The following is a 26,792-nucleotide window of genomic DNA, read 5'->3' on the forward strand; positions in this document are numbered from 1 at the left end:
GGGGGGGGGGGGGGGGGTATAATTTTCCAACTCCCGATCCTTCCGGTAACCCGGCCGGTCTCAGCCCCGATGCGGTCCACGCGGTGCTGGCGAGCCAATCGCTGACCACCTGCTACCAACCGATTGTTCATCACTCCGCAAACCGTGTATTCGCTCACGAGGCGCTCAGCCGCCCGCGCCATCCCACGGATGGTTCCCTGTTTCCGCCCGACGAATGGTTTTTCGCCGCCCATCGTCACGGTCGAGCCCTGGACGCGGACCTTTTGGCGATGCGCAGCGCGTTGTTATCGGAGCCCCAACTGGGACAGAACGTTGAGCGGCGTTTGTTTATCAACGTCCTGCCCACAACTCTCCTATCGACTCGTTTTGTCTCCGAATTGGAACACCTGTTATCCCTGACTGCTCATCCTGCCCACGAGGTGGTCCTCGAGATCACCGAGTCCATCGCGTTTGACCCTGTCCGCCTGGCCAAACAGATTCGGCCGCTGCGCCGCATGGGCGTGAAGATTGCCGTGGATGACGTCGGGGCGGGGCGGACAGAGGTCAACACCCTGGTCGCGCTCGATCCCGATTTTCTCAAGGTGGACCGGTCGCTTGTGCGCGGGCTTGCCCGCTCGCGCACCCGTCAGCGGCTGTTGGCTTCGTTTGTTCGCTTCATGGAGTCCGGCCGCGCTGTCATCGCCGAAGGCGTGGAAGAGCGGGAAGACCTGGTCGCCCTGGCGGAGGCCGGAGTGGAGCTGAGCCAAGGCTTCTACTGGTCGCCGCCGCTCGCCTGTGAGCAGATCCAAGCCTTGATCGCTCACATCGAAAGGGAGCGCCGTCGGCTTGAGCAGGTGGCCAACGCGGCGACGCAGTTGACGGACGCTGAGGTGCTGGAGCAGAGCCGGCGACTGGACGACCTGATCGTTCTGTATCAACGGGCTATGATGGCGTAGCTGTGCAAGGCGTGACACCACGTAGCTCGCCTATGGGGGAAGGGATATGCAAACCTTGAGACAAAGAATCATCCGCACGGGTCGTTCACTATTGACACACATAGGCACCGCACGCCACAGGGCGCATCCCCAACCGCCGCAGCCAGGCCCGGTACAAGGCGCGCCTCCGCCGCCCGCCTGGCGGGCGGGGCATACCCTCGCTGAGGCCGAGACCGCCCCGGAGTCTTCACGACCCCGTCACGGCCGTGTGTCTGTGGCCGGGCGGCGCATTGTGGTCGAAGACCCCGATGAGAGCGGCGACTTTGCCATCCTGAAGGTGCCGGAACACCCGCTGTTGTCGGTGCTGGTGGATGGGAGCCCCGTGGTGGGCGACGTCGTTGTCCACCAATCTCAGCGCATTGAGTTGGTCACCCGCCGCCAGCCGGGGCGGCGCAGCTACCGCTTGAGTATCACCCCTGACAATCTGGCCGTGATTGTCAAAGCGGAGGTGGAGCCCGGTCTGTGTTTGCACATTCCCCATCAGCCGCCGCAACACATTGTACAGTTGGTGGTCGAGGAGCGGCCGGTCTCACCCACACCGGACCATCCGGACGTTATACGGCAAATGATCGACAAGAAGGGTCTGCAGGGCGACATCGATGAACAGGCGATATTGGAGATCACCTCGGCGGCGGCGTCGACGGAGCGCGTCATCCTGCGCGGTCGTCCCGCCCAGTTGGAACAGCCCGCCCGCTACGAAGCCGTCACCCTTCCCGTCGAATATGATGTGCTCCTCCGGCGCAAGCGCCTGCAGACGGTGCCGGCCGGCGCCACCCTAGCCCACTTGGTGCCCGGTGTTCCCGGCGTGCCCGGGCGCGACGTGTTCGGCCGTGTCATTCCGGCCCACGTGCCTACCCGCCTCCCGGCTCTCGGCCAGAATGTCGTGGAGGTCGGCGGGAGGGTCGTGGCTGTGGCAAGCGGCCGCCCGGTGGTGGATACAGAGCGCATCGATGTCATACCCGAACTGACGCTCGAACACGACATTGGCCGCAACGACGGCGTGATTGAGTTCGATGGGCATGTCACCATCCATGGCTCCGTGTTGGAGGGCAGCATCCTGCGGGTGCGCGGCCAGCTCGTGGTGCATGGCGATGTCGTCGCATCCACGGCCCACGCGGGGGAGGGGGTGTGGGGTGCGCGGCAGCATCGTGAACGCCGATGTGGCGGCCGGATTTAGTGCCGACCATGCGAGCGAATTGGCGGCCAAGGTCCGCCGCCTGCAGGAGGCGTTCGCGCCCTTTCACGGAAACTACTTGACACTGCTGCAGGACCCTCGCGTCAACGGTACGAACTTGCAACTGCTCGGCCACATTTTGTTGACCCAGAAGCACGCGCAGCTGATGCAGGTGTTGGAAGAGGTTGCGGCGGATAAGGGGTGTGCGCTTGGAGAATATCCGGCCGCTTACCGCCGTTTGGCCGATCTTGTGGCCCAGCACTGGACCGGCATCGCTCGCACCCGCTTGGGACCCGCGGACGTGGAAAAACTGGCTGTTACCCTGGCCGAGTGTGAGCGGGCCCTGTGCGTTCAGCAGGACGCTGAGCCCGCCCCGGTGGTCGCCGACAGCCTGTCGGTCAGCCGTGTATCGGCCACCGGCACCGTCACTGTGCGCGGAGCGGGCGTGTACGCGAGCGAAGTCGAGGCCCAATCCATTCTCGTGCGGGGCATTGTGCGCGGTGGGAGGCTGGTTGCGCAAACCGCTGTGAAGGCCGGGGAGATTGGGACCCCCACCGGATTGGACGGAGCGGTGGAGGTGAAGCAGGCCGACGGCCGGATTGCCTGCCGCATCCGCCACCCCAACGTCCGTTTTTGCATCGGGGGAGCGGTGCATCGCAACCTCCTGCCCGAGTTTGGGATCGCGTATCACGGTGAAAAGTCGCTGGCGGAGGTGGCCGAACGGCAAGCCGTCGGACCCTGAGTCTGTCCGTCTTCGCCGGCCTATCTGCCGGCGGACATCCTGTCTACCGGTACAGGGTGCCGCCGCTGTCGACAAAATCGCGCGCCTTCTCCCGCATGCCAGCCCTCACCGCTTCGTGCCAGGAAAGCCCGCGCTCGGACGCGTACCGGCGGATGTCTTGGGTGATGCGCATGCTGCAGAACTTCGGCCCGCACATAGAGCAGAAGTGGGCCGTCTTCGCCGGCTCCGCGGGCAGCGTCTCGTCGTGAAAGGCCTGGGCGCGGACCGGATCGAGCGAGAGATGGAACTGGTCGCGCCAACGAAACTCAAATCGCGCCTTCGACAACGCGTCGTCCCAGACCCTCGCGCGTGGGTGGCCTTTTGCCAGGTCGGCCGCGTGGGCCGCAATCTTGTAGGCGATAACCCCCTCCTTGACGTCGTCTCGATCCGGCAGGCCCAAATGCTCCTTCGGTGTCACGTAGCAGAGCATGGCGGTGCCCAACCAGCCAATCATCGCCGCCCCAATCGCCGAGGTGATGTGGTCATATCCTGGCGCGATGTCGGTCACCAGCGGTCCCAGCGTGTAGAATGGCGCTTCGTGGCAGACTTCCATTTCGCGCTCCACGTTCTCGCGGATTTTGTCCATCGGGATGTGACCCGGACCTTCAATCATCACCTGCACGTCGTGCTGCCAAGCCACTTGCGTGAGTTCCCCCAGCGTCTCCAGTTCCGCAAACTGCGCCTCGTCGTTCGCGTCCGCGATGCTCCCCGGCCGCAGTCCGTCGCCGAGCGAAAGCGCCACATCGTAGGCCTTTAGAATCTCGCAGATTTCCTCAAAGTGGGTGTAAAGAAAGTTTTCTTGGTGATGAGCGAGGCACCAAGCGGCCATGATCGATCCGCCCCTAGACACGATTCCGGTCACGCGCTTCGCGGTCAGCGGGATGTACGCGAGCCGTACGCCGGCGTGGATGGTGAAGTAGTCCACGCCCTGCTCCGCCTGTTCGATGATCGTGTCGCGGAAGATTTCCCAGGTCAGGTCGGGCGCGCTGCCGCCAACCTTCTCCAGCGCCTGGTAGATCGGCACCGTGCCGATGGGGACGGGGGAATTGCGTAGAATCCACTCGCGAGTTGTGTGAATGTTTTTTCCGGTGGACAGGTCCATCACCGTATCCGCTCCCCACAGCGTCGCCCAGCGCATCTTTTCCACCTCCTCCTCAATTGAGGAGGCCACAGCTGAATTGCCGATGTTCGCGTTGATCTTCACGTGAAATTTGCGTCCGATGACCATCGGTTCGCTCTCCGGGTGGTTGATGTTGGCCGGCAGAATCGCACGACCAGCGGCGATTTCCTGGCGTACCAGCTCCGAATCCATCCCCTCGCGAATGGCGGCAAACTCCATCTCGGGTGTGATGATGCCCTTACGCGCGTAATGCAGCTGCGTCACTGTGCGTCCCGGCTTCGCGCGCAGCGGCTTGCGGCGCAGACCGGGCGGAATGTTCTCGCCCAGACGCGACGCGTCTCTCACTCCATCATCTGCCGGCTGCAGGGCGCGTCCTTCGTACACTTCAACGTCGCCGCGTTCCAAGATCCAATTGCGGCGTAGCGGCGGCAAGCCACGCCGCACATCGGTCGCCACGGCCGGGTCTGTGTATGGGCCGCTTGTGTCGTATGCGCAGAGGGGCGGATTTTCCTGCTCTCCAAGCCGGCCTGTGGTCGGAGAGAGGACAATCTCCCGGAACGGGACGCGGACGTCCGGGCGGGATCCCGTTACATACACCTTGCGGCTGTTGGGGAAGCACTCGCCGTAGCCAGACTCTAATGCGGAAAAAGGCATAGGGCATATTCCTCCTTGCGCGGGGGAGCCGGAAGGGCCAGGGGAGGGGCGCGTGCGCACCATGCCCGGAAAGACCTGCGCATGCCATTCGAGAAATGGCGAATGAGGATGAAGAAACGGTACGAAAAAAACCGCCGAATGCCTCGGCGGCCCAAGTCTCACAAGGTATCTTGAGCAAATCCCTACGCTGGCATTACCCAGATCAGGTGTTACGGTCGGCGGCTTACAGCCACCCTCTCAGCCTGGTTCCACCAAGCTCCCGTGCTATGTGTAATTGTCGCCATCAGTCTAGCATGTGTGGCTAGATGGGGCAATGGGTTGACCCTCGCGACCACCCTTCCACCACGCCACGGCCCCCAGCGCGAGCGGCGCGATGGACCACAGTCCCGTCAAAAGGTCGGCGAACACCACGCCGGCCCACGCGCCCACCAGCGCAGCCAACAAGAACAGTGCGCAGCCCAGCCAGCGGCGAAACAGGGCGGTCACACCCCCGGCCAGGCAAAGCAGGGCAAACACCATGCCTGCGCCGCCATCGCCTTCCAACTGCGGAATCTGCTGCTGTACTCCAACCTCAGCGAGAGCCATCGCCTGCCAACCACTCACTACCGCGACAACAGCGGATATAATCGGAAGCACAAATCTCATGAGCGAAACCTCCTGCCACACAGCCTGAATAGGGGTCCATCTCTATCACTCTATGACGGGTGCGGCGGCAAGATGCCTTGGCCGCTTACGCGTCCGTACTTTCTTCTATATGAAACGCGGCATAGACACTCAATAGGTTGGTGCTGATAATGCTGATAATATAGATCCATTTTTCCGCGGGTTCCGGATTCGACGAGGGAAGGTCTCGTGAACTCCGGATCGCGATACAGGAGGAGAGTGGTTTGAGTTTGGATCAGGTCAAACAGTCAAAATGGGGTCGGGGGCGCAAGGTGATGGCTGTCGTCGGACTCGCGGGCATGCTGACCACTGCCGCGGGGTGTGGCTCCATGGCCTCAGGCAACCCAAATTCAACAAAAAAGACAGAAGGTTCAACGTATCCCCAACACACCATAACATTCATTGTCCCGTATGCCCCAGGCGGGGATTTTGACACCACAGCAAGGCTCCTTGCACCTTATCTGACAAAGTATCTCCCTCATCACCCAGCGGTGATTGTCAAGAATGTTCCAGGCGGGAACAGTGTAATTGGGGACATGCAAGTGATAAATGCCAAACCGGATGGATACACCATCGGATATTTCACACTCCCCGGGATCGCGCTCGGACCGCTGATCGGGCAGGGGAACTATGACCTCACGAAGGTGTCTTGGATTGGGCAGGTATTCGCGATGCCTTATGTGGCTGCGGTTTCGAAGGATTCCGGCTTGAACAGCCTGAAGGACGTACAAAAAGATCCGCACCTGAAAGTGGGGACGACGGGCATTACGACGACAGCGGGGTTGATCAGCTTCATCACCCTGAAGTCCTTGGGCGTGCAGAACTCCACGACGATACCGAGCGGCGGAAGTTCACAAAGTGTACTCGCTGCCTCTCAAGGCACGGTCGATTTTGTTCAATTTCCGTATCCAGCATTGCGCCAAGAGATATCCGCCGGGCTGTTAAAACCCTTGTGGGTCAACGCGTCGCAAAGGTTACCGGGCTTGCCCAATGTCCCGACCATAGGTCAGTTGGGGCATCCGGAGCTGGCGACGGTCGCGAGACTGGCAGGTGTGGTGGGCACAGCCCCAGGAGTCTCCCAGGAGAATTTGGCTGTCTTGCGGAGTGCGTTCAAGAAGGCGGTTCAGGATCAGGGGTTCGTTTCGAAAATGAAGGCGGCCAACGAGTCGACGCAATATTTGAACGGGCAGGACACCCTGATGGCGGTCCAAAGGGACATAAAGCTGATGCGAAAATATGCTCCTGAGATTAAGGACGAAATCAGTCACTGACGGAAAGGAGTGCTCCCTGTGTTTGCCCATCTTATACCTGCCGTCGGGGCATTCTTCGCTTGGCCAGCGCCCTTGTTTTTGGTGATTGGGGTGCTTGTGGGCATGTTGTTCGGCATCCTTCCGGGCTTGGGCGGACCTCAGGTTTTGGCATTGCTGACGCCCATAACCTACAAAATGGACCACACGTCAGCGATTGTCATGATGATTGGGGCGATGAGTGCGATTCCGTTATCCGGTTCTCTCACTGCGATTCTGCTCAACCTTCCTGGCCATGCCCCGAGTGTTGCGTCCAGTTTTGACGGGTATCCGCTGACGCGTCAAGGCCGCGGCGGGTACGCAGTCGGTGCTTCCGCGATGAGTGCCATCTTGGCCGCGGTCATTGGTGCTATCGTGCTCACGCTGATTCTACCGCTGGGCGAGCGGGTGGTGCTGGCCTTTTCGTATCCCGAGTTTTTTATGATGGCCTTGGCAGGTCTCAGCATGGTAGCCGTGATCTCCCAAAAGGGGTCAATCTGGAAAGGCATGATAACGGTTGCACTCGGTCTGATGATCGCGTTCATCGGATCGGATCCGGTGACAGGAACGGTCCGGTTCACGTTCGGCAACCTATATTTGTACAACGGCATCGATATCGTTCCCGCTTTGATTGGGCTGTTTGCCATCAGTCAAGCCATCGACATGACCCTGAAGGGCGACAGGTTGGTCGAAACGGAAAAGATCGGAAATCGGCTCAGCGGCGTGTGGGCCGGAATGAAATCGGTCTTTCAGCACTTCGGTGCGTTTTTCCGGGGCAATCTGGTCGGGACGCTGATGGGGATGATCCCGGGAGTGGGCGGTTCGATTACGACCATTATCGCCTATGGCCAGACGGTGCAGTTCAGCAAGCACCCGGAACGTTACGGGACGGGAGAAATCGGCGGCGTCATTGCGCCCGAGGCAGCGAACAACTCCAAGGATGCAAGCGGATTCATCCCGACGCTGCTATTTGGCATCCCGAGCCATGTGGAGATGGCCGTGCTCCTGGGGACGCTGACCGTTTTGGGCATTGATCCCGGTCCCCGGCTTGTGCAGACGGATCCAGACCGGGTGCTGACGGTCATTTATGCCTTGGTGGCCGGAAATATTCTCACCGCCGCCATCGTTTTGGCTGTCGGAGGTTATCTGACCCGGCTCGTGTTGGTGCCCAGGCCCGTTCTTGGCCCCATCATCATGGCGCTGTCGGTTGTGGGAGCCTTCGCGTTGAACGGGTTGATCGGTGACGTGATTGTCGCACTGGTGTTCGGTGTGCTGGGTTTCATCATGGACCGGTTCGAATTTCCCAAAATCAACCTCGTTATCCCCTTGATGGTCGGTAGCCTGATGGAAACGTCATTCCACCAGACCCTGCTGGCGATGGGGTGGCGGGGCTTCTTCACTCGCCCCATCTCCGTCGGGCTGCTGTGCGTCGTTTTGATTGTACTCCTCTTTTCGATTCGGCATGGCCGCTCGAACAAGCAAATGAGTGCCAGGAAGGTGGATACCGTCAGTGAAGTTCACAACATCGATTGATACCATAATCGTTGATCTCACGCTGCTGGCCGTATTCATCGTGTTTGCCGCGGTAGGGGGGACGTACCAGCCCATGGCGCGCGAACTCCCCTTGCCCATCGCGATTGCGGGGTGCATTTTGGTCTTTGTCTTGTTTCTCTCCGACCTATTTCCGCGTCTCCGTCAAGTCCTGGGCTTCGTGCATCGCCAGGGGACCGGTTCCAGCCTATCCGTGTCTACGGCTGCGCCTGCTCGGGAAACCCCCGGCCTGCCAGCCCGGGAATGGCTGCGGCTGCTGCGGTGGATTTGTTGGCTGACCGCGTTTGCGATTGGCATACAGATCATAGGCTATTTGGCTGCCAGCGGGGTGTTCGTGTTTCTGGTCACCTGGCTGGAGGGACGTATGCATAGGTGGCAGGCCCTACTATCCGCAATCGGAACATGTGCTTTCTTCTACATCGTGTTCCATTTGTTTCTGTCGGTTACCTTCACGTAATCCAGCGGATGCGCGACCCAATACCACCCGGGTGCGAAGGATGCCGGCCCCTCAAAACCTCGTCCAGCCACATCCGGAGATGGAGGTGGTCGGGCGCCCATGCGGCCAAATCAGGGGCCGACGTCGTTCAACTTCTGGTTACGGCATTGGGCCAAAAGTGGGGGGTGAGGCCGCCCCGCCCTATCCAGCCAGGGACGTGAATACGAGTCCGTTGTACAGGTGCAGCCCCAGCAACTGGTCGAACACGCCAAACGTTATCGCGCCCATCACGATGGCGGAAGCAATGGCCAGTTTCCAGTTTCGCTGACCCTTCTGCAAGATGAAGTAGAGTAAGAAGAACAGAGGAATGCTGACGAGGAATCCGAGTACAAGCAAGCCCCCCACAAGCCCAGCGGACCAGAGAATGGCCGCCCATTGGCGGACATCCTCTCTTCGTTGCATCTCCGCCGCTTGGGAAGCAGGCGGTGGAGGGGAGTCTATTGGAGCGACGGGTTCACTCACCTCGGCTGTGGGCGAATTCGTCCGGGCATCGACTTGTCTCGCCAAGACGGCCACCCGGTCGTCGGCTGCTGGCTGCGCCTTCCGCTGGTGCGTGAATGGACGCAAAGCAGGCACAAAATTCCCAATCACCTGGACCAATCCCACCACCAGGGCGGCTGTGCCCACGACCATCGGAATCAGTCGTCCTGCCGGTGGATAATTCATGGAGACACGAATATACCACACTGCAACCGCCACCCAGGCGAAATCGATGAACAGCTCTCCGCGCCAGATCTTCATAGACTGGCCTCCTTTGGCTCTTGAGTCGGAACGCGTTTTTTGAAGCGGCGAACGTAGGGGCCGATGACCAATGCCAGAATAATGGCGACCATGAGGTCGGTCAGTGGACGTTCAAACATCCTCCATCCCTGCAATTGTTGCACCAGGTAGAGATTCTTCTCGGCCACAGATCCAAGGATGTAGCCAATCATCGCGGCGGGAATCGAGTATTGGAACCGCTTCATCATCAGTCCAACCAATCCGAAGCCCAGCATGACGACAATCTGGCCGACGTCCCGTTCTGCAGCGTACACCCCCAGCGCGCCGAGCGCTAGAATAAAGGGCACGATAATCCGACTGGGCAGCTGACTCAGTCTCGCGAGATAAGGAGCCATAGCTAGGCCCATTGCGCTTGAAAGCAGGCTTCCTATCGCGATGACCAGAGCCATCGCGAAGACCGCGTCCAGATGCTGGTTCAACATGGAGGGGCCCGGTACCACTCCTAAAATCGTAAATCCACTCATCAGAACGGCCATTCCGACGCCCCCCGGGACGCCCAGCGCCACTGTCGGAATGAGGTTGCCTGCCTCCTTGGAAATCGATGACGATTCCGGGGCGATAATCCCTTCGGGGATGCCTGTTCCGAATTTCTCCGGGTGTTTGGAAGTCTTGACCGCTTGCCCGTACGAGATAAAGTTGGCCGCTACCCCGCCAATACCGGGAACCACCCCGAGCAGGGTGCCGAGAATGGCGGAGCGTACCATCAGCCAGGAGTGTCGGAACACATCGCGAATCCCATCGGTGACTCGAGCGCCGGGGGCGTTCCCCTTGAATCCAATCTTGGTGGATTGGGTCGTCACCCTGTTTTTTGCGTACAGAGAAAACATCTCCGCGAACGCGAACAACCCCAGTGCAACCGCCGTAATGCTGCAACCGTTGTAAAGTGACAGCAGGTTGAACGTGAACCGCTGTACGCCAGTAATCGGATCGTAGCCGACGAACGATACCATCAAACCAAACAGCCCGGAGAGCAAACCTTTGGTCAGCGATCCGGACCGCATCTGTCCAATCAGGATAATGGCCAAAACGGCCAGCATCAGATAGTCGGACGGCTGAAACAATTGAATCAGCTGATACATCAACGGGATGACCGCCATCAACAGAAGCACGCCAATCCAGCCCCCGATTGTCGTGGAAACGGCGGAGACCCCCAGGGCCCTGGCTGCTTTCCCTTGGCGGGTCATTGCGTATCCGTCAAAGGTGGTGGCGGCGGATTCGGGAGCGCCCGGAGTGTTCAACAGAATAGCTGTGATAGAACCACTGAAGTAAATACCTGTGTGCGCGGCCAACAGCAGGCTAAGCGCTGGAATCACAGGCATTCCATAGATAAAAGGAAGAAGCATGGTGAGCAAAACGGCTCCGCCCAAGCCCGGGATGGTCCCAATCAACGTGCCGAGCAGTGAGCCGAGCAACAAGAGCAGCAGTCCATGCACCGTCAGGAGTGAAGAGAAACCAGCCAACACAGCCGAAAACACAGGGACACCTCCTCGGAGACTGCCGGAAAAAGACTTACTTGGCCTGCAGCAGTGGTTTTAAATGGCTCGTATTGGCCACGGCGTTGTCCGCGATGTTCGTTAACTCGCTCCCTGACAGGTAACCTACGTAAAGGTTTTCTTTCTTTGCCTGGGCAATGAACGACGGATCGGACAATGCCTTCTGAAATGCCTTCCGCAGCGCCGCTACACGATCCGCTGGGATGCCGGGAGGCGCGATGAACGCGTGGCCCAGATCCATGATCTTTGCCATTTCTTTCAGGGCGTTGATCTTGTCTTGGTTCAGTCCGGCTTGTTGCGCCAGCTCGATGACCGTGGGCACGTTGGGCAACTTCTTGAAGCGCTCTGTCGACTGTAAGAGTATAACCTTGGCTTGATCAGGTATCTCCGCGATGTCGGAGGCCGACAGTGAAATGGTGTCGCCGTTGCCGCTCAAGAACGAAGCCTTTTCATCCTTGCTGCCACTGAATGCCGCGACCATCGTGTAGGGAATGTTGAACGCATTGAGTGTGATGACTGCCGCATTGTAGTCGGAACTTCCCTTGCCAGTTGCCAGGGCCTTAATCGTCTTCTGGGCATGTTCTAAGTCGGTAAAAGACTTGTATGGGCCGTTCGTGTGAACGCCGAGGATATGCGGGTCGTCGTCCGGTCGTCCAATCCACGTGAGTTTCGTGACATCGAAATTCACGCCCGGGGTGTTGTCGATTTGGTCGAATACATCGCCACCGGCGTTTGTATCACCAATTGTGAGACCATCAGGTTTTGCGCTGTAGATCTGATTGGTACCTACAATTCCCCCTCCCCCCGGGACGTTTACGACTTCAACTTTGCCGAGGCCAAGATACTCTTGCAGGTAGGGAGCAATCAGCCGGGCCCATTGATCGTAGCCGCCCCCCGGACCGTACGGAACCAGAATCTGCATCGTCTTGTCTTTGAAAAAAGCTGAAGCCGATGTCGCTGACTCGGTGTGGGATGTCGACACGTTCTTTTGACTTCCTGTAGCGCCTTCACCTGTTGCTCCGGAGTTGGAGGTCTTGCCACTGGTGCCACAGCCCACAGCGAGAACAGAAAGCGCTACCACTGAGGCCGAAATGATCAACCACTTGTGATTGTTCATGGGATCCTCTCCTTTGCAAATAAGGAATCATAGTTATGAATGGCTTATTCTGCCTTGTGGTGAAATACAACGATGTTTTGAATCTTTGAATAAGCAATTCATGGCTCAGTATAGGGCAGTGAGATAGCGCGAGAAGATAGCATTTTCTTGCATATGGAACACAACTTGTTGGGGACATCCACCACAGATGGGAAGCCCGTCGTTCTTGAAGAGTGAACAACAGGCAAGCGGTTCGCGAGGGTGGCGTGGAAACGTTTCATATGCAAGAATCCCCATCCTGCGCAGCCACCTTCAGGCCACTATACTGAAGCAGGCATATCTGAATGGGCTTACAAGGAGGTGGACAACAGCCGCCGATCGATTCCGGTAGGCGTGGGGAGCTGTGCGGAACGACGAGAGGAGGTGCACACGTATGCAGGAGGTGGCTGCGTCGTACTTGTCCGAGGACAACCTGCGTGAGGCGCATTTGCGGTTGGGTGTATTGAGTGCCGGCCATGCCATCACGCATATGCCGGGCGCCGCATTGCCCTTGATCTACCCATTGTTAATGAAATCCATGGGATTTGGATACGTGGATCTGGGCACGATGCTGACCATCACGCGAGTGATTGGGGGCCTGTTGCAAGGTGCCGGGGGTTTCCTGACCAAATACATGTCAGGTAGAAATATCATTGCCTATGAGAATATTGGCGTCGGTTTGGGGATAGGGCTCTGTGGGTTCGTTCACAACTATGCCGAGCTGACAACAGTCGTCGCATTGGGCCAAGTGGCGGCCAGCCCCCACCATCCTGTAGCCAGCTCCATGCTCAGCAAGTGGTTCAGCCGAGAACGGAGGGGTGTGGCCCAAGCGACTCACTTTGCGGTAGCCAACATAGCCACCGTCGTGTCGCCGCTTATCGCCACCGCATTGATTCCACTGATTGGATGGAGGAACACCCTGTATGGGTTGAGCTTGCCTGCATTCGCGGTGGCCGTGCTGTTGTTTATGTGCCTGCCTCCGGAAATGGTGGCGGCTCCTCAATCCAAACGTGGCGCGGTGCGTTCTCGAGACGGATTTTTTTCTCCATTGAAGAATCCGCGGGTGCGGAGGCTTATCGTCACGGCGTCCGTGACGGCGGGGGGGAAGGGGCTCGGCATTCTACAGACGTTTCTACCTCTGTTCCTGCTCAATCAGATGCACTTCAGCAAGGGATTCACCGGCATCCTGTTCACCCTGTTCACGGTCACCAGCGTGGTCGGTCCGGTGCTGGCGGGGCGTCTCTCGGACAAGCTGAACCGCTCCAAGGTGCTCAGTTTTTGGCTATTCGGCGCCGCGTCTCTTGGCATTTGTTTAGCTTTCATGGCGGCTTTCAACGTTTGGCTGTTGGCTGTCTTGCTGGTTACCTTCGGCATATTCGTGTATGGTTACAGCCCAATCGAGCAGACCCTGGTTTCAGACATTACGTCTCAGGCAGAGCACGCGAACACCTACAGCTTGTTTTTCGGGATCACATATGGTGCTTCAGCACTGTGGCCTTTGGTCTTATCCCTTGTGGTCGAGCGTTTGGGATTCACTCCCTTCTTTCTGGTGGTCGCGGCGTCGTACGTGGTCGGTGGACTGATTTACGTCACGGGGAATTGGTCGGCACCAACGGCTTCAAATACGGGCACGCAAACGATGTGAATCCTGCAAACGCACCTGACGGTGGAATGGGTTCCATAGGGGGCAAAGCGGCCCCTTCCCCGATTCCCGAGGTGCGTTTGCTGTAAAGCGGGCATGCTTCTGCGGAACGGCTCTACAGGATGCCGATGAATCTTCCCTCACGCGCGGCTTTCTCGTAATAATACGTCCACGTTTTTTGGATATTTTTAGCAGTCCACAGACTCGGGCCGATGCGATCAATTTCGTCATCCCGCAAATGAGCGTTGGGATTGAGAAGATGGGTGAAAACCTGTCGTTGAGAATTGATTTCCATATATTTTGCGAGCACCAATACTTCTTCTAGGGAATTCCCGGTTGTCACCACGCCATGGCCGCGCAATAGCAAGACTTTGTGCGGGCCGAGACAACGGGCAACTTCACGCCCCCGTTCCGCGTGGCTGATGGAATCGGGATCTTCATAGATGGGAATGTGCTTGCCCAGCACGCACGTGACAGAACTGACCGGTCTCGGGCCAATACCCGTCACGCTGAGGATGGTGCTCCAGTGACCGTGAAAGTGCGCGACCGCATGGACATCCGGTCGAAGTCGATAGATTTCCGAGTGAAGATAGACCTCATTGGGCGGTTCTTGATCACCCTGCTTCAATTTTCCGTCCCAATCCACGAGAATGAGATCCTTGACCGTGACGGTAGCGCGAGCGGCTTGTCGGCCGTGGGTCCAAAAGCCATCTTCTGCACGAACGCTCACGTGGCCGTTCATGTCGAAAAGATCCAGCGCCTCGAAGAGTCGAACGGCCACAGCTAGTCGAGCCTGCCTGTCCATCGTCATCATCAGTCGCACCTCCGCGCCTTCCGGCTTTGTCCGTATGGTCTCCGGACGAATGAGACGCCACGAGACGATTCAAGAGAGCGCGGTTGCACGCTACCGCGCCGCTGAACTCATCTCATCCGTCGAAGGTTTCCCCCTGCAGTTCGATTGTAGGGTGGCCTCGCCTCAGAAGGATATGCCCCGTTCTATATACAAGAAAGTGAAATCTCGTCTGGACGCTCATCGACAGCCTTTCGACAGGCACGTACATATCGCCTAGCGAGCGCTTGGCGAGTTCACTCCCTACAATACGGAGTCTTTCCCTCCGTCCAACCGCCGTCCTGAGGTACGAGACCGAAGTTTATCATGCGGGCGTTCCGTATAGAAGAAATCGATTTATCTAACGATTCGATTCCGGATATATATTATCCCCAAGAAAGATAGTAAGGGCTCCATTCCCAGACGAGACGAAGATGGCCAGTGCATCCGGATGGTATTGGGGACAGCGGTTCACTGACCTGCACGTTTCACGGAAAAGAGTGATAGGGAGGGATCTAAGTGGGGGGCGAGTCGCACTATCACAGCAAGAAAGACCGGGTGTTCGTACGAGCAATTCAGGGTGAATACAGCCTGAAGCAGGAGCTGGAGCGCCTACGGTCTCTGCCCCGTGTCCGGCGCGGTGACGAAATCAAGTTTATGGATGGGCCACAGACGTTCAGTAAGCACTACATGGAACCCGTCGACGGACTGGGGCAAACGCTGCATATCCACGTGGAGGAATATGCGCCCGGAGGAAAGTCGCAGAAACATGGGCATGTGAACGAAGCAGCGTTCTACATTCTCGACGGCAGCGGATACGAGATCCACGACGGGGTTCGCTACAACTGGCGGGCGGGCGATGTGGCCATCGTGCACAACAACTGCGTCCATCAGCACAATAACGCAGACCCTTTCAAGCCGGCTCGTGCACTGGTCATCAAGACAAAGCCCATGTACATGTTCATGAACATGTTGTTTCAGAAAACGGTCATTCCGCGTCCGACAGAGCCGACTGAACACGGTGCTGGCTTCGTGCCGCGGGAAGACGAGGTGTAACGTACTTCTGCTCCCGACAGGGACAGCACAGGCAATGGAACGGGAGGGACAAACATGGCTTGGGGCGAGTCGAAGGTGTGGAACCAGGGTGACCTCACCCTGCGGTTCTATCAGGATACGCTGGATGATGCGGCAGAACGACCACAGCGTGATCAAATGCGGAAAAAGATCATTCATCCCTGGGAGATGCCGTGGGAACTGGCGCCACAGGGCATCCTCAAACACATGATTAACGAACAAATGAACACCCGGATGGAGACTGTGGACGCCTACATGCAGGTGATTCCACCCGGCAGTCGGTCCGGGAAACACCGTCATCTCGCGGAAGAATGCCTGTACGTGTTGGAAGGTCGGGGATACGACCTTCACCAGGACTGTGACGTGGAGATTACAGATACGTATCATTGGAAGTCGCAGGATGAGGTGAAGCGGTTCGAGTGGAAGGCGGGCGATGTCATCTACATTCCTCCGAATACGATTCACCAGCACTTCAACTCAGATCCCGAAAAGCCCGCGCGGCTGATTTCTGCGGTCAACCGCATCTACAAATATTCGGGGTTGAACGACCTGGAGCAGCTGGAAAACGCTCCTGAGTATGTGCCCAATCAACGCATCCATGCGGAGTGGGTAACGAAGGCGCTCCGGCGTTGACCCATAAGTCATGGGTGGAAGTGGGAATGAACAACAGGCAGGAGTGATGGGTGTGAATTCCGACCAGCAAAATTCCAGGCAGGTTATAGCGATTTTCGGCTATCGCGAGGATGGAAGATGGCACGCACAAGAGTTGCGGAAACACGGCATTACCGTCATCTTCGGAATTCGAGAGGATCGAGACGAATGGGAAGTCGCCCGCCGTGATGGCGAGAACGTACGAAGCCCAGAAGAGGCTGCATGCTTGGCCGATATCATTCAAGTCTGGTAGATCCGCCCGCACAGGAAGGCGGATGTGGTGACAGGGCTGACACGTTTCTAGGAGGGCTCTATGGGAAAGTTGCAGTTATCGTTTGCCTGCTGGAATTATGACCGGGTGGCAGCGCTTTTTGATGGATCCGTCACTGTACAAGGGGTGGACCTGAATCCTTTGTCGATGGAGGTTGAGGAGACGTTCTGGCGTATGATGCGGCACCAGGAATTCGACGTGGCAGAACTGTCTCTCTCTTCCTATTTAATCGCTCGTGACCGGGGGTTTCCGCGTTTTACGGCCATCCCAGTATTTCCGTCGCGGGCGTTTCGCCATGGGTGCATCTTTATCCATAAACGAGCGGGAATTTCCCGGCCGCAAGACCTGCGGGGGAAGCGTATCGGGCTCCCGGAGTACCAACTAACCGCGTGTTTGTGGATTCGCGGCATTCTTCAGCACGAGTATGGTGTACATCCGAGCGACGTGGAGTGGTATGTGGGCGGCGAGGAGACTCCGGGGCGTGTTGAGAAGGTCCCGTTGGATCTCCCGAAAGATGTCCATGTTCATGCGATTGGGCCGAATGAAACCTTGAACCGGATGTTGGATGCCGGAGAATTGGATGCGTTTATAGGTCCTCGCGCACCGTCCGCGTTTTTGAACGGGTCTCCGAACGTGGCTCGGCTCTTCCCAGACTATGAACAGCAAGAACGCCGCTATTTCGAGAGAACCAAGATATTCCCCATAATGCATGTCATTGTAATACGAGACGACGTGTTGCAGCAACACCCATGGCTGGCCATGAACTTGTACAAAGCATTCGTGGCGGCCAAACAGGCAGTGTACGACGGGTTTCGGCAGACGGCTGCGCTGAAGGTCACACTACCGTGGTTGACCGCCGAAGTGGAACGGACCGAATCCATTATGGGAAAAGATTTTTGGCCCTACGGGGTGGCGGCAAACCGGGCGACCCTCGAAGCCGCCGTTGCGTACTCGTATGAACAAGGGATGATTCGCCAACCGTTATCAGTTGAGGAATTATTTGCGCCTGCAACGCTGGAATCTTACATCATCTAGCGGATCTAGCGGGCGATTCATCTCTTCTATAGAAAAAAGAAAAAGAAAAACACGGAGTAATTTCCGGACGTTACGTGACGAGGATTTGAGTCACGTGCGAATCGAACGCGGGGAAGGTGCACATTCATGGTGAACCAGGTCTTGGCGGCCGTAGCATGGGCTCCTAAACAAACACAGCTGAGAGAATTTCTACGGCCCGAAGTACCGCAGGATGGCGGCGTGTTGCAGGTGGAAACGGTCGGCGTCTGCGGGACTGATGTGGCCAACTACGCGACCGTGCGGGAACCGCGCATCCTCGGGCATCATGTTGTCGGGTTTGTGTCCGGACTTGGCGCTGAGGCTTCGCGGCGATGGGGGCTCCATGAGGGAGACCGAGTGGCCATGGAGGAGTACATTCCGTGCGGGCAATGCAAGGAGTGCCGGCGGGGGAGGTACCGTGCCTGCCCCTTCACCGATTCACGCCGCGGCGGGCTGCGCTACGGAAACACGCCCATTGATGTGCCGCCGGCGTTGTGGGGAGGGTTTGCAGAATACCTCTACCTTCATCCCAATGCGGTCTTGCACCGCATGCCCGCACACGTCCCGTCTGTGGAAGCTGCGATGACATTGCCGATAGCGAATGGTTTCGAGTGGATGGATGTGGAGTGTGGCGTGAGGTTCGGTCAGACAGTGGTCATCCAGGGGCCTGGGCAGCAGGGGTTAGCCTGTCTGTTGGCCGCAAAATCCTTGGGGGCAAGTGTGATGGTTGTCGGCCGGCAAAGCAGTCGCCATCGACTTGAATTGGCTCGCCAGCTCGGCGCGGACGCCATCGTCAATGTGACGCATGAGGATTTGTCCCAGAAGGTGCTCGATTTTACGGGAGGAGACCTCGCAGATGTGGTCATTGATGTGACGTCGGGTGGATCCGACCCGGTCAAGCAATCCTTCGACATCGTGAGGCGCGGTGGGACCGTCGCGTTGGCCGCTTACAAACACCAAACAATTCCAGCTTGGGACGTCGATCAAGTGGTGGCGAAGTCGGTAACCGTGAAAGGGTTGCGTGGTCATAGCCACCGGTCTGTCGAAATGGCTATCGACTGCATCGCGGATGGTAGGTTTCCCATACATCTGTTGAACTCTCACCACTTCAGCCTCCAGGATACGGATTTGGCGCTCCGGACGGCTGGGGGTGAGGGTGAACCGAATCCCCTATTGGTGGCCGTATCTCCCGGCTTGGCGCAGGTGAAGAAAGGAAGGCACTCGAATCCTTCATCGTGACTTTCCACAAGCGGTCCGGACGACAACGACCTGCCGCTGTGATATTGTGATATATAATACTTGCTACAAATATCGAAAATAGCAGTCGGTAAAATGGCAGCGCCGTGTCCCGGATCACGTGAGTGTTTAGGAGGTACATGAAGTGGCTCGAGCAGCGGCACATCTGTCATCGGTTCACAACGCTATCCGAATTCTTCAAGAATTTTCAGATGAAAAGCCGGAGTTGGGGATCAGCGAACTGAGCGCCCGTCTCGGCATCGCCAAGAGCACCGTATACCGGCTTTTGCACACGCTCAGCGAAATGCGATTGGTGGATCAGGATGCACGCTCCCACAAATACCGTCTGGGGCTCGGGCTGTTCGTGCTGGGTTCCATCCCTTACCGGCGGATGGAGATCCGTGTCAAATCGTTTCCTTTGCTGATTGATCTCATGCATCGGGTGCGCCGGGTGGTGCGGCTGGCCGTTTACGACCAGGGGGCGGTCGTGTATCTGTGCAAGTTGCCAGAGGACAAGGAGACCACCAAGTTCAGCAGCATCGGCAAGCGAGTGGCGTGCCACAGCACCGCGGTCGGCAAGCTGTTGCTCGCTTATCAAGACGAGGAGGAAATCGCACGGGTTCTTCGGAGACCGTTGAAAGCGTATACAAGGCGGACCATCGTGAACCCAGAGATAATCCGGGAACAGCTGCTGGCAATACGTAAAAACGGGTATGCCACCACGTATGAAGAATCCACGAAGGGAGCTTGTTCCGTCGCAGTGCCAGTGGCGACGGAGGAGGGACGAGTGATTGCGGCGCTCAGTGTCACTGCGGGGAAATCCGAGTTCTTCCCCAATCAGGTTCAGGAATATGTGCGCGAAATGCGTGTCTACAGTCGGTTGATCACGGAACAGCTCGACGGCGACGGATGATATCCACCGCATACCGTTCACCGGTTTCAGCTGCCCGTCTGGAGGCCTAGGCGCCCGTATGGACGCACGCAAAAAATTTTCTATTAGTGTTCCACAGACCAGAAACCACGGTCCGTTCTCTCGGCACCCATCCCTATAATGACTCTTGACACAAGAATGGAAGGGGATGTGAGGGCGATGCTGAAGCGAGAGGACAACGAACGCATTACACGAACCGGTCCGGGCACACCCATGGGAGAAGTGTTCAGAAGGTATTGGATCCCGGCGCTTTTGTCCGAAGAACTGCCGGAGCCTGACTGTCCCCCGGTTCGCGTCCGGCTGCTCGGGGAAGACTTGGTTGCATTCCGCGACAGTGATGGCCGCGTGGGGCTTCTGGACGCCTACTGCCCACACCGGCGGGCGCACCTGTTCTGGGGGCGCAATGAGGAATGCGGTCTTCGCTGCGTCTATCACGGGTGGAAATTTGACGTGACCGGGCAGTGTGTGGATATGCCCAACGAGCCACCGGAGAGCAACTTTAAACACAAGGTCAAGACGGTCGCCTATCCCTGCTGGGAGGGAGGCGGCGTCATCTGGACGTACATGGGACCACGCGACGAGCAGCCTCCCTATCCAGATTACGAATGGATTCGCGCGCCGGAAACCCATCGATTCGTCAGCAAGACATTTGAGGATTGCAATTACTTGCAGGCGCTCGAAGGCGGCATCGATACATCGCATTCTTCCTTCGCACACAATAATAACCTGCAGGACAAGAAGGCCTTACGCACCCGCGCCACTGCGCCCAAACTCGAAGTGCATAAACGGCCTTATGGATTCACGTACGTAGGCATCCGCGACCTAGGGAGCGATGGAAACTACGTCCGAGCCTATCAATTTATTATGCCGGCGCAGCAGATGCGGGGATATATGACGAATTGGAGCACCGGCGAACCCGAGCGATACCCGTCGGTGAACGGCCACATTTGGGTTCCCGTGGACGACGAGCACTGCTGCGTCTACAACTGGTTTTATTCCGCCGACCCACAGCGGCCGTTGCCCCGGAAATACTGCTTGGAACACGAGGCCTTGTTCGGGCGTGGGCCGGAGGATATGTTGCCTGGCTACCGGTTGAAGAGGAACAAATCGAACGACTACCTGATTGACCGTGAGGTGCAGCGCACGAAAACGTTCACTGGCATCTCCGGAATCAACACTCAGGACTTTGCCTTGCAGGAGACAATGCTTCCCATTGTCGACCGTTCAAAGGAGCGCCTGGGTTCTGCCGACGCTGCCATCATTGTGGCCAGGCAGTTGCTGCTGGAGGCGACTCGCGAAGTGGAGTCCGGCAAGCCGCCACGCGGGGTCGATCCGCGCACGTACCGCAACGTGCGGGGTTGCGACCGCATTCTGCCCAAGGGTGTTCCCTGGCAGGAAGGCTTGAAAGAAGAACTGGCGGCAAAATTTTGACTGGGCGTACATGCATGGAGGTGAATGGGATGGCCAAGGTGTCGGAGGAGTTGGCGAAACGGTTTGCCACAGAAAAGGACTCCAGGTATGAGGCCTGGGTGCGGGAGGAAGGGTTGGACATCATCGCGGCCCACTATGTACCGGATTTGCACACCGTGGAGGTCAAGCCGTGGCCGCGGCGGGGCGGTGCGGGTGTTTTCATCAATCACGAGTCTTCGCGGACATCCAATGATTGCTACGTATGCGATATTCCGCCCGGCGGGAAGTTGGCGCCACAGCGCCAGTTGTACGAAGAAATGATCTACGTGCTCGACGGTCATGGTTCGACATCGGTGTGGAATGACGCCGGGGCCAGGGTGACGTTCGAGTGGCAGGCTGGGTCGCTGTTCGCCATTCCCCTCAACTGCTGGCACCAGCATTTCAACAGCTCCGGGTTGGAAAAAGTACGCTTTCTCGCGGTGACGAATGCCCCCATGGTCATCAACCTGTACGGAGAGACAGACTTCGTGTTCAACACTGCGTATGATTTCCGCAGCCGGTTCCGCGGGGAGCCCGACTACTTTGCCGACGAGGGCACACAGAAAGGGTTTCTACTGGAAACCAACTTTGTGGCAGATACCCGCTCCCTGCCGCTCATCAGCGCCAAAGAACGTGGGGCGGGCGGCGGTCACATACGTTTCAATTTAGCCAAGGGTTCCATGAACAGCCACATCTCCGAATTTCCGGTCGGGACCTACAAGAAGGCGCATCTGCATGGCCCGGGCGCGCACGTTATCATTCTCAGCGGCGAGGGGTTCAGTTTCATGTGGCCGGAGAACTCGCCGTTGCGGCGATACGACTGGAAAGAAGGCAGCATGATTGTGCCACCGGATCGCTGGTACCATCAGCATTTTAATACGGGGGCGACACCGGCACGATACCTGGCTTTGAAATATGAGGGCACCGCGATTCGCAACGAGCAGGGAGTGCCCAAGGCCTGGATCAGCAAACGCCTGGGCGGCGATCAAATTGATTACGCCGACGAGGATCCGCAGGTTCGCAGGGTGTTTGAAAGCGAACTGGCCAAACACGGCCTGCAGTCGCAGATGCAGCCGGTGTACGAGGCTGAACTCGCTCAGCTCGAAAAGGACGGCTTAAGTCGATGAATGTGGAACCGGTTCGATTTCCTGACGTGCGGGGTCTTCCGATGTTGTGGATGCATGAGACCGGTGACGACCACTTTCACGACGATGAGGACTGGTCTCCAGAGACGGATGGCCTGTGGTTGTCCGACCATTTTGAACTGATGAGCGTGGGCATGGATATCGGATCCGCCTCCACACAGGTGGCATTTTCTCGATTGACGCTGCATCGGTTGGGGAGTGACCTGTCCAGCCGATACCAGGTGGTGGAGCGGGAGTCGGTCTACCGCTCCTCCATCTGGCTGACCCCGTATTCTGGACCCCATCGAATCGACGAGGCGAAGCTCGAAGAATACATTGCTGAGGCTTACCGGGAAGCCGGCATTCCGCACGCGAGTGTGGATACAGGGGCGGTCATTCTGACGGGAGAGGCGATTCGACGGGAAAACGCGGAGGCGATTGCCCACATGCTGGCCCGCCAGGGCGGGCGGTTTGTCTGTGCTATCGCCGGGCATAACATGGAAGCCTCTCTGGCCGCGCATGGCTCGGGCACCGTGCGTCTTTCGCACCAACAACGATCCCGCTTGTTGAACGTGGACATCGGCGGGGGAACCACGAAGCTTTCCGTGGTCGAGTCCGGACGCGTCGTCGAAACGGCCGCGTTGCATATCGGGGGCCGCTTGATGGCGACCGACGCATCGGGAAGGCTGACGCGACTGGAGCCGGCCGGACAAAGGATTGCAGAAGGGCTTGGCATTCACCTGGAGATTGGGCAGGCGGTCTCGCAAGCCGTCAAGGACAAGATTTCCGCATGGCTTGCCGTGCAGTTGTCCCGGGCCTTGGCACCGGAGCCGCTCCCGGACACCGTAAAAGAGTTGTACATCACTCCCCCTCTCAAGCGGCGCGGGCCCTACGATGGCGTCGTGTTCTCGGGCGGCGTGGGGGAATACGTGTACGGCCTCACTGACCAGGACTTTGGCGACCTCGGTCGCTTTCTGGGAGTGGCCGTGCGCCGGCAGTTTGAACGTGGGCAGTTTGGGCCGGTGCTCCGCGCCGGAGAATGTCTGCGCGCCACGGTCGTGGGTGCGTCCGAATACAGCGTGCAGGTGAGTGGCAACACGATTTTTCTGTCGAGCCCGCGAGTGTTACCGGTGCGGAACGTGCCAGTCCTGCATCCACCGTGTGATTTGGACTCCGCTATCAATCCGGTGGCCATGGGAAAACAGATCCTGGATCACTTTCACCGGTTCGACTTGGAAGAAGGAAATTCCGATGTGGCGCTGTCGTTCCACTTTGGTGGCCTCCCGACGTATGACCGCATGCACGCCCTATGCGAAGGGTTGTGCCATGGACTTCCGACTTCGTTTCGCGGGCGACGGCAGGTGACCATGCTGTTTGACAGCGACATCGCCAAAACCGTGGGTCACCTTCTCCAGGAGGAATTCGGCGTGAAGTGTCCGCTGTTAATCCTGGACGGCATTCACCTGCACGATTTTGATTACGTGGACATTGGCCGAAAAATAGAACCGGCCGGTGTCGTTCCCGTCACGGTGAAATCGCTGGTGTTTCAATTGCGGGATGGCTGGGATCACGCATCATCCACGCATCCGCCGGTGCAGTGAGAGTCGGAGTTTTTTGAGAGCGTATTGAATATTTCCCATACACACATGTGGAGGCAGCGGAAAGGAGTCTATCCATGAATCCACGCCGATGGTTGCGATACGCTGTGCTGATTGGGGGATTGCATGCGCTGGGCGTCACGTTGCTCGTGGTCGCTGCCCACCGTCACCCCGGCCTCATCGGGATGGCTTTTTTGGCCTACACGTTCGGATTGAGGCATGCCTTTGACGTCGACCACATTGCCGCTATCGACAACACGGTGCGAAAGCTCGTGCAACAACGAGCGGATCCAATTGGCGTGGGATTCTTTTTTTCCTTGGGACACTCGACTGTGGTGGCCTGCATGACGGTGTTCACAGTGCTATCCGTGCACGTGGTAGAACGACGCCTGCCCCAGCTGCAGACCGTCGGAGGTATGGTGGGAACGGTCGTGTCTGGGGTATTCTTGCTGATCATCGGTGTGGTGAATTTGTTCATCCTGTTTGATGTCTATCGGTTGTTTTCCCAGATGCGCACGTGCGGGCATCTGGAACAGCACGTGGAAGAATTGTTGCTGTCGCGCGGACTGGTGGCGCGCCTGGCGCGTCCCTTGCTGCGGCTGGTGACGAAAAGCTCACACATTTATCCGATTGGGCTTCTGTTCGGTTTGGGCTTTGATACGGCCAGCGAGGTCGCCTTACTGGCGATGTCCGCCATGGCGGTGAAAAATGCCGTTCCCCTCCCGGGCGTTTTAGCGTTGCCCGTGCTGTTCGCGGCCAGCATGAGCCTGATGGATACCGCGGATGGAGTCTTTATGACGACCGCCTATAAGTGGGCTTTGTCCACCCCGCTCCGGAAGGTGTACTACAATCTTTCCGTAACCGGTCTGGGCGTGGCGGCGGCGCTGTTGATTGGCGTGATTGAGCTGGCCCAGGCGCTGGTTTCACAACTCGGTTTGCACAGCGCGCTCTGGGACTGGGTTCAACAGCTGGATTTGGGACGGCTGGGCTTTCTTCTGGTCGCCCTGTTCATCCTGGTGTGGGCGATGTCGTTCGGGTTCTGGAAGCTGTTTCGTGTCGAGGAGAGATGGAGCAAGGCGACACCGTGAGGTGGAAAACGGTCGCGCCTGTTTTATCCCGTTCTTCTGCTGTCCCGTTCTCACCGTTCTTTGGCTGCGCCAAAGATCATCGAATCTGTCAGCATCTCCACCGGCGCCCGGTCGTCGGTCAGCACCATGCCGCCCGCTGTGTCTTTTTCGCTGAGCGGCACCAGCCGCCGCGGCCAATCCGCCGCCACCGAGGCCAGCGCGCTGCCGCGCGGAATTCGCGCCAGTCCCGCTGTCGAAACCGGGTCCTCGCTGGCCAGCAGGATGTAGTTGTACAGTCCGCGCGCCTTAATACAGTACACGTAGGGGTACACCACCTGCAGCGTCCGCTCCATCGACAGCAGCAGCCGCGAGCGTGGGCTCGTCGCATTGACGTTCATCGCCACCAGCCCGCCTGGCGTCAAGCGGGACTTCAGCTCCTGAAAAAACTGCACCGTCGTCAGTTCGTACGGGATGTAGATTTGGTTCGTATATGCGTCGACAATCGCGATGTCGTACGTCCGCGCCGGGGCCTGCCGGACGAACACGCGCGCGTCCTGGTTGACAAACCGGGCGTCGCCGGGCTTGACCCCAAAGTAGCGGAAGTCCAATGGAATCACGTCGCCGTCGATTTCCACACCCGTGACCCGCAAGTCCGGCCGCTGTGGCCGCACGTACTTGGCCAGCAGGTGGGGAATCGTGCCACCGGCGGATCCCAGCACCACCACCCGCGATGCCCCTTTGCGCAGGTACGGCAGCGCCAGGTAGTCGTCGTAGTAGTCGCCGGTTTTGAGCGCGTCGCCCGGCCGGCGCAGCGACTGCACACCGCCGCCCTCGTTGTAGATCAGCGCGATCGATCCGTCCGTCTCCCGCACCACCTGCACATACTGGTACAGGGTGTCCCGGCTCCACAACACGTGCCCGTACGGACTCGCCGGTCCGGGCAGCGCCCCGGACGCCACGGGCGGCATCACCAGCACCAAGACCAGTGACGCGCCGATGCGCAGCATGTCCGCCTGCACCAATCCCCACAGGCTCGCCGCCATCAGCACCGCCGCCCAAAAGAAGATGGTCTCCCGCACGCCCCAAAACGGGATGGTGACAAACGCCGTGCCAAACGTCCCCACTAAACTCCCCAGCGTCGAGAACGCGTACAAGTTGCCTGCCACGCGCCCCACGTCGAGTGCCTGGCCGGGGGAAGGTAACGCATTGTCCCACCCCGCGTTCTGGTCGGCCTGCGCGCCCGCGCCGGGGCCTGCGTCGGCTCTCGCGCCCGTCGCCAGGCGAATGGTGAATGGGCTGACCATCGCCAGCAAAAACACCGGCGGCGCGAACACGAGCAAGATGGCGATGAACGAGATGACAATCGTGGCAATCGGCGTGTTCAGGATGCCGTGTGACAATCCGCGAAAGATCAGCTGCCCCCACAAGGGCAGTGTCGCCATCCACAGCCCCGCCGCCAGCGACAATCCCATCAACAGACGCACCCGCGGCCACCTGTCGGCCACGCGTCCGCCCACCACGTACCCAACCGACAGCGCCAGCAATATCAGGCCAATCACGTTGGCCCAGACAATCATCGACGTGCCGAAGTACGGCGCCAAAAACCGCGACGCCGCCAGTTCCAACGCCATGACGGAGGCTCCGGTCACCACCACGTACACGTACAGGTAGCGGATGAAACGCCGTCCCTCCCGCACACCGTTTCGCCCGTTCGCATCCGTTCGTATCCCTTCCGTTACCCGAGGCTTGTCCAACCAGCG

At 58.5% G+C, this 26,792-nt stretch carries 24 protein-coding genes and 1 riboswitch; of the genes, 17 read left to right on the forward strand and 7 right to left on the reverse strand.

Features of this window, described 5'->3' with window-relative positions; genetic code table 11:
* The 3 genes from AK2_RS12635 to AK2_RS12645 form a co-directional block, all read left to right on the forward strand.
* The coding region (locus tag AK2_RS12635) for an EAL domain-containing protein (protein WP_067934970.1) at positions 1-935 on the forward strand (935 nt) is incomplete at its 5' end.
* Positions 936-981: 46 nt separating this feature from the next.
* The gene (locus tag AK2_RS12640) at positions 982-2,151 is read left to right on the forward strand and encodes a flagellar assembly protein A (RefSeq protein ID WP_083521171.1); all 1,170 of its coding nucleotides are present in this window, start codon (positions 982-984) and stop codon (positions 2,149-2,151) included.
* Positions 2,108-2,890 carry a bactofilin family protein gene (locus tag AK2_RS12645; protein WP_067934974.1) on the forward strand — a complete coding sequence of 261 codons (783 nt, stop codon included), beginning with the start codon at positions 2,108-2,110 and terminating at the stop codon, positions 2,888-2,890. The genes AK2_RS12640 and AK2_RS12645 overlap by 44 nt, the downstream gene beginning before the upstream one ends.
* A 43-nt stretch (positions 2,891-2,933) precedes the next feature.
* Here AK2_RS12645 and thiC read toward each other — a convergent pair whose 3' ends face one another.
* Both thiC and AK2_RS12655 read right to left on the reverse strand, forming a co-directional pair.
* Entirely contained in the window at positions 2,934-4,703 is a 1,770-nt protein-coding gene (thiC, locus tag AK2_RS12650; protein WP_067934975.1) for a phosphomethylpyrimidine synthase ThiC, read from the reverse strand.
* A 162-nt stretch (positions 4,704-4,865) separates the two neighbouring features.
* A riboswitch (TPP riboswitch) is annotated at positions 4,866-4,976 on the reverse strand.
* A 15-nt stretch (positions 4,977-4,991) separates the two neighbouring features.
* Complete coding sequence (locus tag AK2_RS12655) at positions 4,992-5,348, reverse strand: hypothetical protein (RefSeq protein WP_067934976.1); 357 nt, start codon at positions 5,346-5,348, stop codon at positions 4,992-4,994.
* Between the two features lie 347 nt (positions 5,349-5,695).
* Here AK2_RS12655 and AK2_RS12660 point away from each other — a divergent pair, with 347 nt between their 5' ends.
* The 3 genes from AK2_RS12660 to AK2_RS12670 are packed head-to-tail and all read left to right on the forward strand — an operon-like array spanning position 5,696 to position 8,660.
* Complete coding sequence (locus AK2_RS12660; protein ID WP_281180664.1) at positions 5,696-6,637, forward strand: tripartite tricarboxylate transporter substrate binding protein; 942 nt, start codon at positions 5,696-5,698, stop codon at positions 6,635-6,637.
* 18 nt (positions 6,638-6,655) lie between these two features.
* On the forward strand, positions 6,656-8,185 hold the full coding sequence (locus AK2_RS12665) for a tripartite tricarboxylate transporter permease (RefSeq protein WP_157076335.1): 1,530 nt from the start codon (positions 6,656-6,658) through the stop codon (positions 8,183-8,185).
* Complete coding sequence (locus tag AK2_RS12670) at positions 8,163-8,660, forward strand: tripartite tricarboxylate transporter TctB family protein (protein ID WP_067934980.1); 498 nt, start codon at positions 8,163-8,165, stop codon at positions 8,658-8,660. Before AK2_RS12665 ends, AK2_RS12670 begins: the two co-directional genes overlap by 23 nt.
* 180 nt (positions 8,661-8,840) lie before the next feature.
* Here the strand turns inward: AK2_RS12670 and AK2_RS12675 are convergent, their stop codons facing one another.
* From AK2_RS12675 to AK2_RS12685, 3 genes are read right to left on the reverse strand one after another with little or no spacing between them, the layout of a single operon-like run.
* Positions 8,841-9,440: a tripartite tricarboxylate transporter TctB family protein gene (locus tag AK2_RS12675; RefSeq protein WP_067934986.1), complete on the reverse strand. Its 600-nt coding sequence runs from the start codon at positions 9,438-9,440 to the stop codon at positions 8,841-8,843.
* Positions 9,437-10,954 (reverse strand): tripartite tricarboxylate transporter permease, encoded by a 1,518-nt coding sequence (locus AK2_RS12680; protein WP_067934987.1) that lies wholly within the window; start codon positions 10,952-10,954, stop codon positions 9,437-9,439. Before AK2_RS12680 ends, AK2_RS12675 begins: the two co-directional genes overlap by 4 nt.
* Positions 10,955-10,988: 34 nt before the next feature.
* Positions 10,989-12,089: a Bug family tripartite tricarboxylate transporter substrate binding protein gene (locus tag AK2_RS12685; protein WP_067934988.1), complete on the reverse strand. Its 1,101-nt coding sequence runs from the start codon at positions 12,087-12,089 to the stop codon at positions 10,989-10,991.
* A gap of 412 nt (positions 12,090-12,501) precedes the next feature.
* Here AK2_RS12685 and AK2_RS12690 point away from each other — a divergent pair, with 412 nt between their 5' ends.
* The gene (locus AK2_RS12690) at positions 12,502-13,752 is read left to right on the forward strand and encodes an MFS transporter (RefSeq protein ID WP_067934993.1); all 1,251 of its coding nucleotides are present in this window, start codon (positions 12,502-12,504) and stop codon (positions 13,750-13,752) included.
* 112 nt (positions 13,753-13,864) lie between these two features.
* Here the strand turns inward: AK2_RS12690 and AK2_RS12695 are convergent, their stop codons facing one another.
* Positions 13,865-14,563, reverse strand: coding sequence for a class II aldolase/adducin family protein (locus AK2_RS12695; RefSeq protein WP_067934995.1), 699 nt, complete (start codon positions 14,561-14,563; stop codon positions 13,865-13,867).
* 534 nt (positions 14,564-15,097) lie between these two features.
* Between AK2_RS12695 and AK2_RS12700 the strand changes: the two genes are divergently transcribed.
* The 10 genes from AK2_RS12700 (at position 15,098) to AK2_RS12745 (ending at position 25,053) form a co-directional block, all read left to right on the forward strand.
* The gene (locus tag AK2_RS12700; protein WP_067934998.1) at positions 15,098-15,634 is read left to right on the forward strand and encodes a cupin domain-containing protein; all 537 of its coding nucleotides are present in this window, start codon (positions 15,098-15,100) and stop codon (positions 15,632-15,634) included.
* Between the two features lie 54 nt (positions 15,635-15,688).
* Positions 15,689-16,285, forward strand: coding sequence for a cupin domain-containing protein (locus AK2_RS12705; protein WP_067935000.1), 597 nt, complete (start codon positions 15,689-15,691; stop codon positions 16,283-16,285).
* 52 nt (positions 16,286-16,337) lie between these two features.
* Positions 16,338-16,556 carry a Rossmann-fold NAD(P)-binding domain-containing protein gene (locus tag AK2_RS12710; RefSeq protein ID WP_067935001.1) on the forward strand — a complete coding sequence of 73 codons (219 nt, stop codon included), beginning with the start codon at positions 16,338-16,340 and terminating at the stop codon, positions 16,554-16,556.
* 60 nt (positions 16,557-16,616) lie between these two features.
* Entirely contained in the window at positions 16,617-17,609 is a 993-nt protein-coding gene (locus AK2_RS12715) for an ABC transporter substrate-binding protein (RefSeq protein WP_067935008.1), read from the forward strand.
* Between the two features lie 126 nt (positions 17,610-17,735).
* Positions 17,736-18,866, forward strand: coding sequence for a zinc-dependent alcohol dehydrogenase (locus AK2_RS12720; RefSeq protein ID WP_067935010.1), 1,131 nt, complete (start codon positions 17,736-17,738; stop codon positions 18,864-18,866).
* A 142-nt stretch (positions 18,867-19,008) separates the two neighbouring features.
* Entirely contained in the window at positions 19,009-19,776 is a 768-nt protein-coding gene (locus AK2_RS12725) for an IclR family transcriptional regulator (RefSeq protein WP_067935012.1), read from the forward strand.
* Between the two features lie 177 nt (positions 19,777-19,953).
* Complete coding sequence (locus AK2_RS12730; protein ID WP_067935015.1) at positions 19,954-21,225, forward strand: Rieske 2Fe-2S domain-containing protein; 1,272 nt, start codon at positions 19,954-19,956, stop codon at positions 21,223-21,225.
* A gap of 29 nt (positions 21,226-21,254) precedes the next feature.
* Positions 21,255-22,370 carry a cupin domain-containing protein gene (locus AK2_RS12735; RefSeq protein ID WP_067935017.1) on the forward strand — a complete coding sequence of 372 codons (1,116 nt, stop codon included), beginning with the start codon at positions 21,255-21,257 and terminating at the stop codon, positions 22,368-22,370.
* Positions 22,367-23,968, forward strand: coding sequence for an ethanolamine ammonia-lyase reactivating factor EutA (locus AK2_RS12740; protein ID WP_067935019.1), 1,602 nt, complete (start codon positions 22,367-22,369; stop codon positions 23,966-23,968). Before AK2_RS12735 ends, AK2_RS12740 begins: the two co-directional genes overlap by 4 nt.
* Positions 23,969-24,042: 74 nt before the next feature.
* Positions 24,043-25,053 (forward strand): HoxN/HupN/NixA family nickel/cobalt transporter, encoded by a 1,011-nt coding sequence (locus tag AK2_RS12745; protein ID WP_067935022.1) that lies wholly within the window; start codon positions 24,043-24,045, stop codon positions 25,051-25,053.
* A gap of 50 nt (positions 25,054-25,103) precedes the next feature.
* On the opposite strand, the gene AK2_RS12750 is transcribed toward AK2_RS12745, so the two are convergent.
* Positions 25,104-26,786 carry a fused MFS/spermidine synthase gene (locus AK2_RS12750; protein ID WP_067935024.1) on the reverse strand — a complete coding sequence of 561 codons (1,683 nt, stop codon included), beginning with the start codon at positions 26,784-26,786 and terminating at the stop codon, positions 25,104-25,106.
* Positions 26,787-26,792 lie beyond the last annotated feature (6 nt).

It is taken from the genome of Alicyclobacillus kakegawensis NBRC 103104 (assembly GCF_001552655.1).
Lineage (GTDB): Bacteria > Bacillota > Bacilli > Alicyclobacillales > Alicyclobacillaceae > Alicyclobacillus_G > Alicyclobacillus_G kakegawensis.